The 17,502-nt window shown below is 34.1% G+C and carries 9 protein-coding genes; 2 read left to right on the top strand and 7 right to left on the bottom strand.

The window, feature by feature from the left end; genetic code table 11:
• Positions 1–76: 76 nt before the first annotated feature.
• Entirely contained in the window at positions 77–3,571 is a 3,495-nt protein-coding gene (locus DG435_RS06620) for an Ig-like domain-containing protein (RefSeq protein ID WP_106792219.1), read from the top strand.
• A gap of 88 nt (positions 3,572–3,659) precedes the next feature.
• On the opposite strand, the gene DG435_RS06615 is transcribed toward DG435_RS06620, so the two are convergent.
• From DG435_RS06615 to DG435_RS06585, 7 genes are all read right to left on the bottom strand, one after another.
• Positions 3,660–4,106, bottom strand: coding sequence for a hypothetical protein (locus DG435_RS06615; protein ID WP_106792220.1), 447 nt, complete (start codon positions 4,104–4,106; stop codon positions 3,660–3,662).
• 435 nt (positions 4,107–4,541) lie between these two features.
• The gene (locus tag DG435_RS06610; protein WP_106792235.1) at positions 4,542–5,495 is read right to left on the bottom strand and encodes a bifunctional helix-turn-helix transcriptional regulator/GNAT family N-acetyltransferase; all 954 of its coding nucleotides are present in this window, start codon (positions 5,493–5,495) and stop codon (positions 4,542–4,544) included.
• 220 nt (positions 5,496–5,715) lie between these two features.
• Positions 5,716–6,540: an OmpA family protein gene (locus DG435_RS06605; RefSeq protein WP_024770303.1), complete on the bottom strand. Its 825-nt coding sequence runs from the start codon at positions 6,538–6,540 to the stop codon at positions 5,716–5,718.
• Between the two features lie 69 nt (positions 6,541–6,609).
• Positions 6,610–7,044, bottom strand: coding sequence for a hypothetical protein (locus DG435_RS06600; RefSeq protein WP_106792221.1), 435 nt, complete (start codon positions 7,042–7,044; stop codon positions 6,610–6,612).
• Positions 7,045–7,236: 192 nt separating this feature from the next.
• A complete protein-coding gene (locus tag DG435_RS06595) occupies positions 7,237–8,478 on the bottom strand; it encodes a PepSY domain-containing protein (protein ID WP_106792222.1) in 1,242 nt (413 codons plus the stop codon).
• A gap of 53 nt (positions 8,479–8,531) precedes the next feature.
• On the bottom strand, positions 8,532–10,865 hold the full coding sequence (locus tag DG435_RS06590; protein WP_106792223.1) for a TonB-dependent receptor domain-containing protein: 2,334 nt from the start codon (positions 10,863–10,865) through the stop codon (positions 8,532–8,534).
• A gap of 332 nt (positions 10,866–11,197) precedes the next feature.
• The gene (locus DG435_RS06585; protein WP_106792224.1) at positions 11,198–11,584 is read right to left on the bottom strand and encodes a hypothetical protein; all 387 of its coding nucleotides are present in this window, start codon (positions 11,582–11,584) and stop codon (positions 11,198–11,200) included.
• Between the two features lie 774 nt (positions 11,585–12,358).
• Here DG435_RS06585 and DG435_RS06580 point away from each other — a divergent pair.
• Positions 12,359–17,437: a GEVED domain-containing protein gene (locus DG435_RS06580; RefSeq protein ID WP_106792225.1), complete on the top strand. Its 5,079-nt coding sequence runs from the start codon at positions 12,359–12,361 to the stop codon at positions 17,435–17,437.
• Positions 17,438–17,502: the final 65 nt, after the last annotated feature.

The following is a 17,502-nucleotide window of genomic DNA, read 5'->3' as shown; positions in this document are numbered from 1 at the left end:
GATGTTTTTGAATCTCAAAATTCGTCAATTCGAGTGCTTGTATATTTCAATATAACACTTAAATACTACTAAAACCATGTTTAAAAAAAGAACAAACTCAGTAAATTTTATTACAATTAATTGCTCATGGAGGCAGTTAATTTGTACGACCTTATTTCTAACAGTATTTCTATCTGTTTTTCCCCATGGCACAGTAACATACCCGCCAAGTCGTGTTTGGAATTGTTTTCAGGAAAACCCCGAAAGTCCAGATTCTGCTGCTTGTATTGCAGCAGTAGCCTCTCATGGTACGCAGCCATTATATGATTGGAGTGAAATTAATCAAGCTAATGCTAATGGTAATCATCAGCAATATGTGATGGATGGAAATCTGGCTAGTGGTGGCAGGCCTGATAAATATGGAGGCATGGATCAAGTTAGATCTGATTGGGTGTCGACAAAAGTTTCTCCAGGCCCATTTACAGTTACTTGGACAAATCATGCTCCTCATGCAACTGCTTATTATGAAGTTTATATAACCAAAGCAAGCTGGACACCTGATCAACCATTAACTTGGGATAGTCTTGAACTTTTGGTACGAACATCTCCAAGTGCACCAGAAAGGATTGTTAATATTCCGGTAACACTTCCTGCTAGAACAGGTAGACATGTTATTTATAGTATTTGGCAAAGATCAGACAGTCCAGAGGCATTTTATTCGACTAGTGATATCAATTTTGATGGAGGAGATACTGATACACAGGCACCTTCTACACCTACTGGTTTAGGGGCATCAAATGCTACACAAACTACAGTCGATCTTGCCTGGAATGCAGCTACCGATAATGTAGCTGTAACGGGATATGATATATACCAGGGAAATACTATTGTTGCTACCGCAACTGGTACTTCTCATCAAGTAACTGGATTAACAGCAAACACCTCGTATTCTTTTAGAATAAAAGCAAAGGATGCTGCAAATAATCAATCTGATTTTAGTAATACCACAACTGCAACTACACTTCCTGATACAGGAGGAGGAAATTGTGCAGGAATATCACAATATGTAGCAGGAACTTCTTATAGCAAAGATCAGGAAGTACAAAATGCAGGAGAAAAATTTACATGTAATATTCCGGGATGGTGTTCTTCTGCAGCAGCTTGGGCATATGCACCAGGTACCGGAGCTCACTGGCAAGATGCATGGTCAAAAACAGGTGATTGCGGTGGCGGTACTCCTAACAGCAGTCCTACTGTAAGTATTACTTCACCAAACGATAATAGCTCGTTTCAAGAAGGAGTATCTGTAACAATAACTGCTAATGCAGCAGATACAGATGGGGCAGTGTCTAAAGTTGAATTTTATAACGGTAGTACAAAACTGGGAGAAGATACTTCTATTCCTTATGAATATGTTTGGCAAAATGTTTCTGCAGGAAATTATGTACTAACTTCCAAAGCAACCGATAACCAAGGAGCATCGACCACATCTTCTGTAATAAACATTACAGTTAATGGAGTTAATAATACTCCTCCATCAGTTGCAATTACTTCTCCAAATAATAATGATTCTTTTAATGAAGGGACTTCAGTTTCTATCACTGCAAATGCTTCTGATAGTGACGGAACTATTTCTAAAGTTGAATTTTATAATGGAGCTACAAAACTAGGAGAAGATACTTCTAGCCCTTATGGATATACAATTTCTAATGCGTCTGTAGGAAGTTATACGTTGACTGCTAAGGCTACTGATAATGGCGGAGCTACTTCAACTTCTTCTGTAGTATCAATTTCGGTTACTACAGTAGGAAATGGTAATTGCGATGGATTACCACAATATGTTGCGGGTACTTCATATAGCAAAGATCAGGAAGTACAAAATGAAGGCGAAAAATTTAAATGTAATATTCCGGGATGGTGCTCTTCTGCAGCGGCATGGGCATATGCACCTGGTACTGGAGCTCATTGGCAGGATGCCTGGTCTAAAACAGGTGATTGCGGAGGAGGAACAGGAGGTTCTCCTGTAGTAAATATCACATCTCCTTCAAATGGTGCAACATATACCGCTGGTAGTTCTGTTGTTGTTAATGCTACAGCAACTGATGATGGAACTGTTACTAAAGTAGAATTCTTTGATGGAACTACAAAACTAGGAGAAGATACTACTAATCCGTATTCTTTTACAATTTCCAATGCACAATCTGCAAGCTATTCTTTAACAGCCGTAGCAACAGATAATGAGAATAACCAAACCACTTCAGAAGTTGTTACTGTAAGAAAAAGAGTAGATGGTGGAAATAATAACTTACCAAGTAAGATTTTGGTTGGGTACTGGCATAATTTTGATAATGGATCTACTACGCCAAGACTGAGTGAAGTATCCAGAGACTGGGATGTGATTTGTATTGCATTTGCAGAGCCTAAAGCAGGAAGTACAGCCGATATGCTATTTAGTCCATATAGTATTTATAATGGAAATACTCAGGCTTTTATAGATGATGTTACTACTGTAAAGAGTAGAGGACAAAAAGTACTAATTTCTATTGGAGGTGCCAATGCCAGAGTAGAATTAAATAATGACACTGAAAAGAATTTATTTATAAGTTCTATGACCAATATCATCAATACATATGGTTTTAATGGATTGGATATAGATTTAGAAGGAAGTTCTCTTTCATTAGGTAGCGGAGATTCGGATTTCAGGAATCCGACTACAACAAAGATTAAGAATCTTATTGCTGCCACAAAAGCCATTAGAACCAATATAGGTGCAAATAGATTTATATTAAGTATGGCTCCAGAAACAGCGTATGTACAAGGTGCTTATGGAAATTATTCTGGAATTTTTGGAGCATATTTACCTGTAATTCATGCATTACGTAATGAAATGGATTATATTCATGTACAGCACTATAATACAGGTTCTATGTTTGGGGGAGATGGAAAAATATACCAGCCAGCTACTGCAGATTTTCATGTGGCTATGGCAGAAATGTTAATTACTGGTTTCCCGGTTGCTCAAACAGGGCTTACATTCCCTGGTCTTAGAGCAGATCAGGTTGCTATTGGATTACCTGCTACTACACAAGCAGCAGGAAGCGGATATACTTCTGAAGCTGTTGTGCAACAAGCACTGGATTATTTGATTAAAGGAACCTCTTATCCAGGAAGAACGTATACAACCAGTTCTACGTATCCTAGTTTTAGAGGTTTAATGACCTGGTCTATAAATTGGGATTTGGTAAATAATTCTGCTTTCTCTTCAAGTCATAGAGCATATTTGGATGGATTAGGTGCCAGAACTGCTGTAATTAATACACAAAGTAGTGTAGGGAAAGTATTTCCTAATCCTATTTCTGGAAATATAATTAATGTTGCCTTAGATGGTTCTATTTCTAAATCAGGTTCTGATTATTTCAGATTCCAGATATTTAATACTAATGGAGTTGAAGTTTATAATTTTCAAAATGACAAGCTTCAAAGAGGAGAAAGTGTTAAGAGTTTTGATATAGGTGAACTAGAATCAGGAATGTATTTTTATACGATTTCAGTTTCCAAAAACAAAACAACAGGCAAAATAATTAGAGAGTAATTTATTTTAATTTTCTAAGTATACTACTTAAAATGGAGTCCAGATATCTGGACTCCATTATTTTTGATTTAATTTTCTTGAAAAGGATTTACTCAACTCTACTGTAGTTTTCGGCAAGTGTATATTGCCCGTTTTTATCGATATTAATTTGTTGATAAGAGTTAGAATCCATCATTAGTTCAAATCTAAAAACTTGAATAGTGTCTACGATTTTCATCATTGGCCCTGAAGCATATTCTAAGCGTTCTTCAAGGATACCATCCTTAATTGCATAGGTACCATAGCCAAACCATTCGTTTTTGTCTTTTGGATCAAACCGGGTCCACATCACTTTTTCTTTGCTGTACATCTTTACCTGGCGATATCCATTTTGATTTAAAATAGTATCGCTTATTTGATTATCTTCATAAAGAAATTGATGTTTAAGTTCCCAAACACCTTCAAGGTTATAAGGCTCAGTAACGGTAGCTTTATTCTGATGTGTAAAGGCAGAAAAAAAGCACACCCCTAATAGAATCAGTACTAAGGTTTTCATGATTGAGAGGTTTTAAATCAGTATCTTATTAAGTTACAAAAAAATGGTGAGATAAAAAGAGCTGGATAAACTTTTGTGATGGTGTTAAGATATTGATTTTAAATAAATTATATATGATGAGGTAGTTGGTTTTAATTCTGTCAACATTTTTGAGATGTATTGGTTTTTCAAAGAAATTGACACTTCTATTTATAGAAAAATGGTTCTGTAATTATTGTTTTTCTGACCTGTATGATATATTCGGTGTATTTAAATCTTTAATTTCTGAATAGGAATGCGGATTCAAATTATTATTTTTAAAATCTGAATTGAATATTCTAAAGAAATATCAGGCTATGATTCGGCGTGGAGGAGCTGAGGTAAAACAAGTAAACAAATCCATTATGAAAGGATTTTAGATTCAACTCCTGCCAACGCCGAGATTATAGCCATATTTTAGTCTAATATCAATTCCATTTGGATATTACATCGCTCATATGGAGTTGAATGTCCCACTACTTTGTTAAACCCCAGTTTATGATACAGATTAATGGCAGGTTTTAATACAGTATTACTTTCTAAATATATTTTTTGAGCATTTAATGATTGCGCTTTTTTGATTATAGCTTTCCCTAATAACCAACCTATGCCTTTACCTTTTGCCTGTGGAGAAACAGCCATTTTGGCAAGTTCAAAATCGTAATGAGGATCTTCCATTTTTATTAAGGCACATACACCAACAGGTTCTTTATCGTATAATGCAACTAATATCTCGCCTCCTTTATCCAAAATGTACTCTTTTGGTTGATCCAGAGATTTACGATCCGTTTCTTCCATCTTAAAAAAGGTAGTGATCCATTCTTCATTGAGGTTCTTGAATGGGATTCTATATTTGGCCTCATAAGGAACGATTTCAACTTTTTTTATTTCTCTAAGTTTCTTTTCTTCTTTTACACGGTGAAACATTGATTTTTGATCCAAAAGAAATTCAAACTCTTCAATAGCATGCCACATATTGTGCCTGCTTTGATTTAAGGTAACTTCTACAGCTTTTTGTACATCGGTATATTGTTCTTTAATATGATTTGCTATCTGCCGGCCTTTGGGAGCCAGTTCGATATTATTTTTTCTCCCGTCATTTTTATCTTTCTTTTCACGTAAAATTTGTTCTTTAACCATCTCCCGAACAATTTTGCTTACAGAGGGATGAGAGTGACCAATTTCATTGGCTATTGCGGTAATAGATTTCTCGCTATTCTGAGACAAAACATAAAACACAGGAAACCATTTTGGCTTTAAATCCACGTCATACATTTCATAAATTTTTGTAGCATCTTCTGTCATCTTTTCACTTAACATTCTAAGTCTGGTGCCAATTGCTATTATACCAATATTGTCAAAAAAATTCATTTGCATAGTTAATTACGTAATCAGTTACGTAAATATAATGATTTCCTTTCTTTTTTCAAAATGGATTCACTTTTCCGAAGATATTGTGATAGGGGTAAAGGGCTACAAAGCAATTTGAAACCTTATATTTTATTTGTAGTTTATGTGTTGGATTATTTCATAAAAAAACCCGGTCACATACATGAACCGGGTCTCTCTCTTTATAAAACAGTAATGTTTTTTACTTTTTGGATCCGTTTTTCATGTTTTCTTTAACAAGTCCATAGAACTCATCAAATTTTGGATCAATTATAATTCTGGTAGCAGTTTCTATACTTTGCGAACCATATTCGCTTTTTCCCAGAACATCCATTCTTTTTGGATCCACTTTAAAATCATTTTGTAGAGTCCTTACTACCGATGCAGCTTGCTTGGTACTAAGGTCCCAATTATCGCTAATACTTTTATCTTTAAAATTAATTGCATTGCTATTTCCCTCGACAATGATTTTTAAATCAGGTTTCGCATTTAAAGCATTTGCTATCTTTTCCAAGACACCTTTTGCTTTATCTTCAATAACACAATTATTATCATCTTCACCAAACAGTAATGTATTGGCCAAAGTAATTAGCACAGCTCCATTTTGTACGGCAATATTAGCATCACTACCAAGTGCATTTTTTAAAACTGTTAACGTTGCCAGTTTGGTAGAATCGGTTTTGCCAATAGCATCGTTTATCGTTTTAATCTGTTTATCTTTTTCCTGAAGACTTTCAAGAGAAGTTTCTAAGTTTTTAGCTTTCTGATTAGATAATTGGGTAAAACTACTCATATTGGTCAAAAGAGAAGCATTGGTCTCTTTTAGATCTTTTACTTGTATCTCCATTGTTTCAACCTGAGTTAATGTTGCTTTTTCTTTTTTACGAGAATCATTTAACTCAGCTTCAGTAGTTTTTAATTCCTTTCTTAGCTTATTTATTTCTTCAAGAAGGTCCTTTTTTTTCTGTGCATGAATAGACAAAGTCGAAATAAACAATACACAAACAAATAAAATAATTTTTTTCATCGATCTTTAATATGATTTGTTGCAATTGCTAAAGTAAAACATTTTTATAAATAACATGGCAACTGGTCGTTATGACTTTTCTAATAGTTGCTTTGCACTTTTAATACTAGAATTGATTTGATCCTTTAATGAATTCACTTTAATTTCTTCTTCCTTAAGCAGTTTTATTTGCGAAGATACTTTTTCAGGGTCTGTTTTGCTGCCTTCTTCTTCATGAGGAAATTTATCACTAAAATCACTCATCCAGGTCATCATAAAATCATAAGCATCTTTTACTTCTTGTTGCGCTTTTGCATATGATTTCCCTTGGGCAGTGGTATCAATTTTAGTTTCTAGATCTTTTATAAGGCTACTCATTTCACCCATTTTTGGCATAACTTCATCATGCACATCAATTACTTTTTGCATGAGAACGTCAAATTCTTGTTCTTCTTTAGAAAGTTGATTACAGGATGTGAATACTAATAGTAGTAGTGAAGTTGCGTATAAAAATGATAATTTCATAATTGTAATTTTTAAGTTTTTGTTTTGTTGCTAGTCTAAACGTTTCAAAGATATTGTTTTTCCTTTTTCTTATGAAGTTTAGCCGCTTTGTATTGCTGTCCGATTTTATTCATTTTATGCATTTGTATAATAATACAAAGCAGGCAAAATGAAATTGCTGTGATTAGAATAAAAGTTAACATATACATTAGATTAAGATTTCTTGATTTTTTTTGTTAGATATTCTGTACCAATGATCAAAATAAGACTTATTCCGAATAGTGGAAAAACTATAGCTAAGATTCCTATCAGTACGATGACTCCATATCCGATTTTGAAGGTCACAGGCACTTTTGGAACCCCCCAATCTCCTTTACGTTTTCGCATGATATAAGAAATCAAAGCAGAGATGCTCATTATAGTTAATGCTATTGCGGTTAGTAACATCAACCACCAGCTCCAGGCTCCAAACTCTCCTTGATGAAATGCCATAACCCACATTCGACCACGCATTAAAATCCCTACGTCATCCCAATTATTAGATAATATTTGCCTACCAGAATATTGATCAAAATGAATCTTTTTTTGAGTATTCAGATCCGATGGATTTAAATTAGATACGCTAAAAATACTTTTTGGTCCTTTTGGAAAGTGAACCAGTACTGTTCCCGGAAGGTCAAGTGCCTCTGCTTTGGCTGCCATTTGATCTAATGTTAAAGCATCTCCTTTATCATTTGACTGCAATTGATGTCCTTTCCATGTAGCTGGATAGCCAGTATTTGTTATTTTTTGAAGTTGTTTAAAGTTATCACCAAATACATCTGTCCAGGGAAAACCACCGGCTAAAATGAGAAGTAATAATCCAGAAACCCAAAACCCTGTAATAGCATGTATATCTCTATAAAATGTTCTCTTTCCCTGATTTGTTCTGGGTATAAAAACACCTTTTATTTTCCGGCCACGTTCGGGCCACCAAACGTATAACCCGGTTAGTATGAGAACTACCATCCAACTAGCGATAAGCTCAACGATTTTAGTACCAAACGTACCCATTAGTAATTCACCGTGTAGTTTTCTGATTTTAAACATATCTGTATCCCGGGTAATAATTTCTCCGGAAATATCACCTGAATATGGATTTACGTATACACTACTTTTTCCGCCAAAACGCCCTGATATAAATTCGGTTGCCTGATTGGCAGTAGAAGTTAAAACCATTGTATTGGGTTTTTTAATAACATTTTTGTTTGCGATTTCCCATTGTTCCTGAAGAGAAATAGGGGCTCCTTGTACAACGACTTCTTTAATATGCTTTTGCTTCGAGGCCTCGTAATCTGCTTTGAATAAATATATCCCGCCGGTTATAGAAAGTACAATTATAAACGGAAGCGATATTAATCCAGCAATAAAATGCCATTTCCAAAGCCATTGATTTAATTTTTTGTTTTTTTTCATTTCTTAGGTGAAATTGGCCTTCACAGGTTTTAAAAACCTGTGAAGGCTGGTTATTAGAAGTTATACTTCACTCCAAGATGGAAAGCTCTTGGATTACCAATTGTGAAACTATTTTCTCCTCTAAATCTATTAAATGAAGCTCTCGCTGCATACAACTCATCAAAAATGTTAAGTGCATGACCCCATACTTCAAAATCTTTATATTGAATGGTAGCTCTAAGGTTAAAAACAGAGTGTCCATCATAGGTTGCCGTATCAAAAGTTCCATTTTCATTAGCTATCTGATTTTCGAAACTGGTATTGTATTTACCTACCAATTCGTGTTCTGCCGTTAAGCTGAATCCAAAACTGTTTTCATACTTCTTACGATATGTAATTAAAGAAGTTCCCAATAGATTAGGAGCTGTTTCTCTGTCGGTATCAGAATAATCAATTCCTCTATCAAAAAACTCTACATAGCGATGCTGCGCATAACTACCATTATGAGTTATGGATAACCCTTCTATAGGGATCCAGGTTATGCCATACTCGATACCATATGATCTTGTTTTACCAGCATTGGTGCTAAAAAAATTATCATCTGCATCTCGTAAAGTAATTAAGGTGTTTTGTCCTTCGAGAAGATAAATAGCAGCATCTAATTTTAATTTTGAAGGAATAGTAAAATAACCTCCAACTTCGTAATTATGATAACGACTTGGTTTTATACCTAGTAGTTCATTTCGATTACGATACAATGTAGAAACCTGGGGTGGTGCAAACCCTTGCGAATAGTTTGCATACATTCCGGTTTTTGTATTAAAATTATAATTGAGACCTAATTTTGGAGTTAGATTATTAAAATTGTCGACAGCGTCATTTACGCCTGTGGTTTCAACTTGATTGTCATAATCATATTCAAAACCATCATAACGTAATGCCGCAGTGATTTTTAAGGCATCGATAGGCGATATCTCATATTGAAAAAAGCCAGCATAATTAAATATATTAGCTTTATAATTAAGGATAAAATCTCTGGAGTTAACAGCGTACCCCAGATTTCTTCCCGTTTCGGGATCAACAACAACTTGTATGGTCTCTGCCACATAATCTTGTGGGGAATAATCTGCTGTAGTACCAATGATTAAAGAAGAATTAGCAAAGTTGAAGTCTAACTTATGTTGAATTAATCCCACAAAGCTTTTAAACTGGTTAGAGTTTACTTCTCCCGAACCCAATCCTGTTAACTGCCCCTGATTTCTAAATTGCCGTATTCTATAAGAAGGAATTTGATCCATTCGATTGTTTCTAACAATAAAATTGAATGAAGTCTTATTAGTGTTGCTCCAAAATTTGTCTAGTGTAGTTCTGGCTCTAAATGTAATTGCTTCTCTTTCGGTAAACGTTTGATCACTTTCATAATTTCCTTCATTGTAGTTGGATTCACTTAGAGAACCAGACATATCGGATCGATAATCTATAAGGTCGAAAACAGTTGTCCATCTTGCGGTTTCGGTAATATCATAGACTGTTTTAAAAGTAACAGCTAACTTTTCATAATCACTATGTTCTATAGGACCATCTTCACGCTGTACATGATGGCTTCCCAGATAAAAACCGAATTTTTCACTGGTTTGATCAGAAATTTCGAATTCATATCGAGTTAGTCCTAGGTCATTGATTTGAAAACCAACACTACCATTAAGGTTTTCCGTTGGGTTTTTGGTAATAAAATTAAAACTACCTCCGATAGCTTCGCTACCATAAATGCTTGAAGCCGGACCTTTTAATACCTCAACACGACCAAAAGAAGTGTTGTTCATCTCTAATAAAGCATTGTGATTAAATACCGATGTAGGTCGAATTTGAATACCGTCTTCCAGGTATAAGAATAACGCTTTTGTAGAAATAGGAGTACGAACAGCCATAAAATGTTGTTCATTACTTGCTGATCGGGAAGTAGACATAAATACTCCTGGCACCTGGTTTACCAATTGATCAATACCAAAAGCTTTAGTTTCTGCAATAGCTTGTGTATGTATTGAAGCAATAGATCCAGGTACCTCAGAACGTTTTTGAACCTCTCTACTGGCAGAGGTTACCAAAACTTCTTCTAAGGCTACATTATCTTCTGTTAATTTAATGATATTAAAAGCATCTGTTAAACTTGTTTTTTTGGAGATATATCCCAAAAAACTAATAGTGACTTCTGTAGAATTTTCTAATGTGATTTTAAAAACTCCTTCCGAGTCACTCATAACTCCATTAGTAGTACTATTAGAGTCAATAATAGTTGCTCCTGATAATGGATGATTAGCACTGTCTACTATTTTTCCTTTATATGATTGTTGTGTATAACCGTATACCCCTAAACATAGAGTAACAGCATAAACTAATATGTTTTTCATTGTATATAATGAGTTGCAATGACGATTTTTCTCTATATAGAGTATGACCTAGAATACCACACTTTTAAGGTATGGTAAGTCGAAAACAAATAATCTGAATTCAAAAATCTTTTTATACAGGACTAGACAAAGAGCTTTACTTTTCTTTATCGAAGCATTTTGACTGATGATTATTGAACCTTACTAGGTGTTTATTCAACTAAAAACCTAAGTATGTATACCAGGAAATATCGTCTTTTTGATATTAAAAAATGTTGAATTTTTTGTAATAGTAATTTTTGAATAAGAACCGATGATCTATTCAAAAATTAAATTCAAAATATGTTATGTAATTAAGAAAAGATATACTCAGGAGGGTGATCAATATCTTTAGAGATAGTTTTTAAACGGCAGTTTTTTAATTTCCAATTCTGAGTGTTTTCTGAAACAAACGGATTTGTATTTTTTATTTGCATTGTATTTTCTTGAAAAAATAAAGGAATAAAAGCTTCTGTTATAATGGTGGTATCAGAATTTTCTTTTGAAGACTGTGTCTTAGCCTTCATTTGACTCATTAAATAACACTTACCATTACAATTAAGACGAGGGCGTTCTTTATTTACACAATATTTTTCTACAATAGTATCAATATTAAGTTGGTAGTAGAGTACAGTACTGATTTCCATAGCAGGGCGTATGGCAAAAGAAGCAAATAGTAGTATGGAGAATAGAATTCTCATCAGTACGCATAAATTTCGTGCAAAAATACAAATTTGGATTGTTCTTTTATTCCAAAAAACCAATAAGCTGTTGTTAAAAAGGTTATTAGCTGATTTTTAAAGTTTTATAAGAATAGTATAATATCTGCATGAGCCACTTTAACGACATTTTATTATTGTTTAGAAGCTGTTTTGAGCTTTTGGGAGAGATATTTTTCGTTGATCGTATTTCTCCTGATTTTAAACTTATTTGGTTTGTGAAATACTATTTATACCATTAAAAAAGATAAATGATCAAATTAAAGTTAACATAGGATCAGTTTTGGATAATATACTATTGATATTCATTTTTTAAATCAATTAATTTTATGGTAACTAAGAAACACAAACTTTAAAACGATGAAAAACAATCAACTACGTTCAATTTTTCCTGAACACAAGAACAAGATTATTTCTGCACTTCGAGGTGTCTATGAAGATACGGGCTCAACATAATTGTTGGCGTGATTTATTTTTTTAAAGACACACATACTTTGGTTTTTACATACAATTAAGAAGCAAAGAAGCATCTAGTAAACGTACATGATATATTCGTTTATATAGATGCTAAAAGACTATTGATTTATGGCGTTGTAGTATTAATAGACAACATCATAAAAGGCTTATTATCTATTTTCGAGTATAAAGGATATTCTTTATGACCTCGAAGTATACTTATTTATTTAAAACCTAACTTATTTATCCTGATCGATAGACCTATAATAGATCGAGGGATATTTTATTTACACAAATCTTATGAAATCTTCACAGTATTCTCTTTATGAGAAAAAAACAATATGGCTATTTTTTGGCCTAATAATGATAATTCAATTATCATTTGCTCAAAATCAGAACCCCATACCAATATCATCATCATCAAATCATTCATCAGATCATTGTTCAAGAGCTTCTCATCAAAATGAGAGCATTATTCCTAGTGCTAAAGCCAAAGACAATTCTTTTGGAATAGCTAAAAAAGCGGTATGTCAATATAGTACCAATGCACAGTGGGGTAGTTTATCTACTTCTGCATTAATTAATGCTATGAGGCAGGCTGGTGATTATGATTGTTACAGGGATTTATTTAACTACAGTTCCTATTCAACAAGTATTTTTTCTAATGCCAAAGTAAAAGCAGTCGCCAATGAAGTAAGAGGTCTGGCATCCTCATATAATGGAACCAACAGTACAGGGATGTATGGATTAACAATTTATCTGCACATTGCTATTTATCTGGATTTTAATCAAACTTCAATTGATTTAACACCAGATACGTATAGCGCAATACATGAAGCTATCTCTGGTTTAGGAGGTAACTCGTCACTTCTTAAACATAGTGTATACGCTATGGATGTATTACAGGAAATACTTATAGTGGCAGGAGATTTAAAATCACGTCATAAACCAGCTTCTATTAATCTTTTTGAAAGAGTGTTACGAGATTTTGCGGTTAACGAAACCTGGACATCTATTACAGATCCAGATATAGAAAAAGCGTATACAAAAGGGATGAATACAGTTTATAATGCTTTTTACAATAGTGTAACTGATGATTTTGTAAACGGACTGGTTAGTGACAAACAATCTATTGATTTGTTAGCAAAAGCAGCAGTGAATAGTGCATTGATTAATAAAGGAGGGGATTTTCAATATTTGTGGCAAAATGCGACCGGTGCATTGGCTATACTAGCAAAATCTGATAAGCTTATTGGTGATATACAAGGACACCTGGCTGCTATAACCAATTATTTCCCAAAGCTATCTCCTAATTGGGCAAAAGCAAAAATGGCGCTAAATCAATATGGAGATTGTAGTGCGTATAACCTTTGTCAACATCCATTGTCTATACGACAAGAAGTAGAAGAGTATTTGTTTCCAAAGACAGTATCGTATGATGATGATAAAATGATCATTCGAACTCCTCTTAGTGATGAAAAAATACAAAACCTGTATCATGCTGCTAAACAAGTACAAAGTCAGTTTTTTAGATTATTACAAACAGATGAACCGGTTGCAGGAGATACTAATACTACCATTAATATGATAGTTTTTGGTTCTAAACAACAATATGATGATTATGCACCATTGTTATTTGGTATTCGTACTGATAATGGAGGAATGTATCTCGAAGGGATTGCGACTTTTTATACCTGGGACCGAACTGTTGGAGTAGAAAGCTCTTTATCTCTGGAATCGTTATTTAGACATGAATATTGTCATTATTTACAAGGAAGGTATTTGGTACCAGGTAATTGGGGATCATCAGATATATATAATAATAGTAGACTAGTTTGGTATGAAGAAGGTATGGCTGATTTTTTTGCCGGATCTACAGATACTAATGGGGTACAAATGTTAGCGCAAAATACCAGGGCTATTATCAATAAGGGATCGGGTTGGCCTACACTAAATACTGTTTTTAACTCAAGCTATACAAGTGGGAATTTTTACCATTATACCTACGGAAACGCGGCCTGGTACAATTGGTATCTTAACAATTTTGACTATTTAAAACGCTTTTTTGAGTATACCAGAAATAATGATATTACCGGATTTGATAATTTTGTAAGTGAACTTAGAAATAATGGAGAAACTTCGTATAATAATTTTTTACTTGACGTAAAAAATGAACAAGTAATTGGATGGCAACCTACGACAAGTTGGTCTGATGATAATCAAATTAGTATCGGAAGCCCTTCTGCAATTCAAAATGAAATAGGAAACCTACCCAATACCAGTAATATTTCGGTTGCGATAGATGCCGAAAAATCCTATCGTCGTTTTAAAATAGAAGGTAAGGTTACGGGTTCTGGATCAGGAGCTGCTCCTAAAGATATTGCTAAACAGCTAGACAATGTTATATTGAAGCTTAGAGAAAATGAACTCGTAAATAATTTTAAATATACTGTAGGGTATTTTAAAAATTTAAATTCATCAGGTAGTCGTTCTGCCGATTTTATAATCACAGGGCCACTTAAGGATGCCGATATTAGTGATAATCCGGTAGCAGAGTTTTCGGCTGCAAATGTGACTACTATTGCAGGAGGAAAAATAGATTTTGTAAACGAATCTACGGGGTATATTACAGGTCTTGACTGGTCTTTTCCATCTGGATCTCCTTCTAGTGTAACCGATCAACAGACGCCACAGATAACATATAATTCTCCAGGAGAGTATAATGTTACTTTAACGGCAAAAGGAACTGCAGGAAGCAGTGATACAAAGACAATTCAGAATTATATTAAAGTATATCCTTCTGGTACGAATACATATTGTAGCGCCACCAATAAAGAAGGAGGAGATGATGTACATATCACTAAAATTCAATTAGGTGATTTTGAAAATACTTCGGGATATACAACATCCTATGTAGATTATACCTCGTTGGCAGCAATAATACGAACCAACCAAAGTACTCTATTAGATATTACAGTACAAAACGGACATTGGAGTTATAATGCATTAGGAGTATGGATTGATTGGAATCAAGATGGAGATTTTGTAGATGCTGGAGAAGAAGTTTTTCATAAATATGCTGCGGGACCATATAATCAACAAATTACGCCTCCATCTGGTGCAAAATTAGGCACAACCCGAATGAGGGTACGAATGAGTTATGGAGCAGAAGATAATATAACCCCTTGCGGAACGCAAAACAGTATTGGAGAAATTGAAGATTATTCAATTATAGTAACAAATGATCCAGCTCCTGTTAATACTCCACCGGTAATTACATTGCTAAAACCTTCTAACGGACAGAATTTTGTTCAAAAAGAAAATATAGCTGTAGAAACTGTTATAAAAGATGATGAAAAAGTCGAAAAAGCTGAATTAAAAGTAGATGGAGAATTAATTTCTACAGATTATGTAGCTCCTTATCAATGGACTCATATCAATAAATTAAATTTTCTGTCTCCGGGACAACATGAATTAACGATCATAGCATATGATAATGATGGAGCAACAGATTCTAAATCGGTAACGCTAAATATAGAAAAAGCTCCAATAACCTTTTGTGATGCATCTAATGAAGATAGTTCGCTACACATTACTCAGGTAATTTTTGGAGATATTAATAATAGTACAGCTCATAATCCCTATTCGGATCATACCAATTTATCTACAGTTGTTCAAAAAGGAGAACAAGTTGCATTGACTATAAAGACTATAAATGAGAACTGGTCATATAATGCAATTGGAGCCTGGATCGATTGGAATCAGGACGGAGATTTTATAGATACAGACGAAGAAGTGTTTTCTCTTTACGGCCCTGGGCCCTATAATGGCACAGTAACTGTACCTTCTTCAGCATTAACAGGGACTCCATTACGAATGAGAGTAAGAATGGGATATGGATCTAAAGATAAAATAAATCCTTGCGGAAATGATACGTATTTGGGTGAAGTAGAAGATTATACGGTGTATGTTGGAAATAGCACAACGCCAACGTGTAATGATGGTATCCAAAATGGAGATGAAACCGGTGTAGATTGCGGGGGTTCATGTACTCCTTGTCAGGTTACACCAACCTGTAGTGATGGTATCCAAAATGGAGATGAAACTGGAGTAGATTGTGGCGGTTCATGTGCTCCCTGTGCTACTTTAACTTACTGTGCTGCAAATGGAAATAGTGTATCTGATGAATATATTAGCAGAGTTCAATTAGGAACTATTGATAATACATCTACAGCGGGAAGTGGAGGATATAATGACTTTACTTCTGTATCTACAGCTTTGTCTAAAGGAATTGCTCATACGATTACTATAACTCCAACTTGGACAGGCACTACTTATACAGAAGCTTATAGTGTATGGATAGATTATAATCAGGATGGAGATTTTGAAGATGCTAATGAACAAGTGTTGAGCAAAGCGGCATCAAAAGACACTTCTGTAAATGGAAACTTCACAATTCCTGATGGTGCAAAAAATGGAAATACCAGAATGAGAGTATCAATGAGATACAATACAATCCCATCATCATGTGGTTCTTTTGATTATGGAGAAGTAGAAGATTATACTATTTCTATAGGAACAGGTTCAACACCTACTTGTAATGATGGTATCCAGAATGGAAATGAAACCGGAATAGATTGCGGTGGTTCTTGTACTCCTTGTAATACAGATACAGGAGTAGTTTATGTAGATATTAATGATATAACGGTGACCTCATCAAATACCTGGGAGTTCTTTAGAATAGAAACGGGAGATAATAAAGATTATGGTGCCTGGTATACTAGCAACTCTGTGAGATTGGTTACTTACGATAAGGATCTTGTATGTGTAGGTACTAGTAAAAATGTAACATTAATAGGAGAAGGAGTAGGAATTGATAGTGCCAGTAATTTTAGAGCAGAATCTAATAGCTACATCATAAGTTCTTCTGATTATACCGATTGGAAAGGAAAATCTGGCTTTGTAGGGTTTACTTTTAAAATTAGCGGTAATACACATTACGGTTGGTTTCATATATCAGTAGCCAATAATGGCCTATCCTATACTATTTTGGATTATGCATATAATACAAATCCAAATCAGACCATTACTACAAAAGTAATGAACTTAAAAAATCGCAATGATTATAGCTTAGGTAATACCATTACTATTTTTCCTAATCCATTTACCGAGAACTTTGTGATCAATACATCAACATTGGATAAAAGAGACTTGGTGGTAAAAGTTTATGACATACAAGGAAAATTGTTGATCCATAAAAAGTATGGAAAAAATCCTGGGCAAATAACTTTAGGACAGCAGATTAAAATGTCTGGAAGCTATTTTGTAAAAATAATGACAGATACAAAAACAGAAACATTAAGGGTTTTTAAATATTAATAAGGAGTTATTAATAGGTAGTGTTATTGATAAAAAGGTTGCTTGAAAAAGCAACCTTTTTTTAT

The sequence above is a fragment of the Aquimarina sp. Aq78 genome, from assembly GCF_900299525.1.
Lineage (GTDB): Bacteria > Bacteroidota > Bacteroidia > Flavobacteriales > Flavobacteriaceae > Aquimarina.
The sequence above is the reverse complement of the archived record's forward strand: the minus strand, read 5'-3'. Positions and strand labels throughout refer to the sequence as shown.

Excerpts from the sequence above, each read along its gene's own strand:
- DG435_RS06615 (WP_106792220.1), bottom strand. The coding sequence starts at position 4,106 with ATGAAAACCTTAGTACTGATTCTATTAGGGGTGTGCTTTTTTTCTGCC.
- DG435_RS06590 (WP_106792223.1), bottom strand. The coding sequence starts at position 10,865 with ATGAAAAACATATTAGTTTATGCTGTTACTCTATGTTTAGGGGTATAC.
- DG435_RS06620 (WP_106792219.1), top strand. The coding sequence starts at position 77 with ATGTTTAAAAAAAGAACAAACTCAGTAAATTTTATTACAATTAATTGC.
- DG435_RS06610 (WP_106792235.1), bottom strand. The coding sequence starts at position 5,495 with ATGAATTTTTTTGACAATATTGGTATAATAGCAATTGGCACCAGACTT.
- DG435_RS06595 (WP_106792222.1), bottom strand. The coding sequence starts at position 8,478 with ATGAAAAAAAACAAAAAATTAAATCAATGGCTTTGGAAATGGCATTTT.
- DG435_RS06605 (WP_024770303.1), bottom strand. The coding sequence starts at position 6,540 with ATGAAAAAAATTATTTTATTTGTTTGTGTATTGTTTATTTCGACTTTG.
- DG435_RS06585 (WP_106792224.1), bottom strand. The coding sequence starts at position 11,584 with ATGAGAATTCTATTCTCCATACTACTATTTGCTTCTTTTGCCATACGC.
- DG435_RS06580 (WP_106792225.1), top strand. The coding sequence starts at position 12,359 with ATGAAATCTTCACAGTATTCTCTTTATGAGAAAAAAACAATATGGCTA.
- DG435_RS06600 (WP_106792221.1), bottom strand. The coding sequence starts at position 7,044 with ATGAAATTATCATTTTTATACGCAACTTCACTACTACTATTAGTATTC.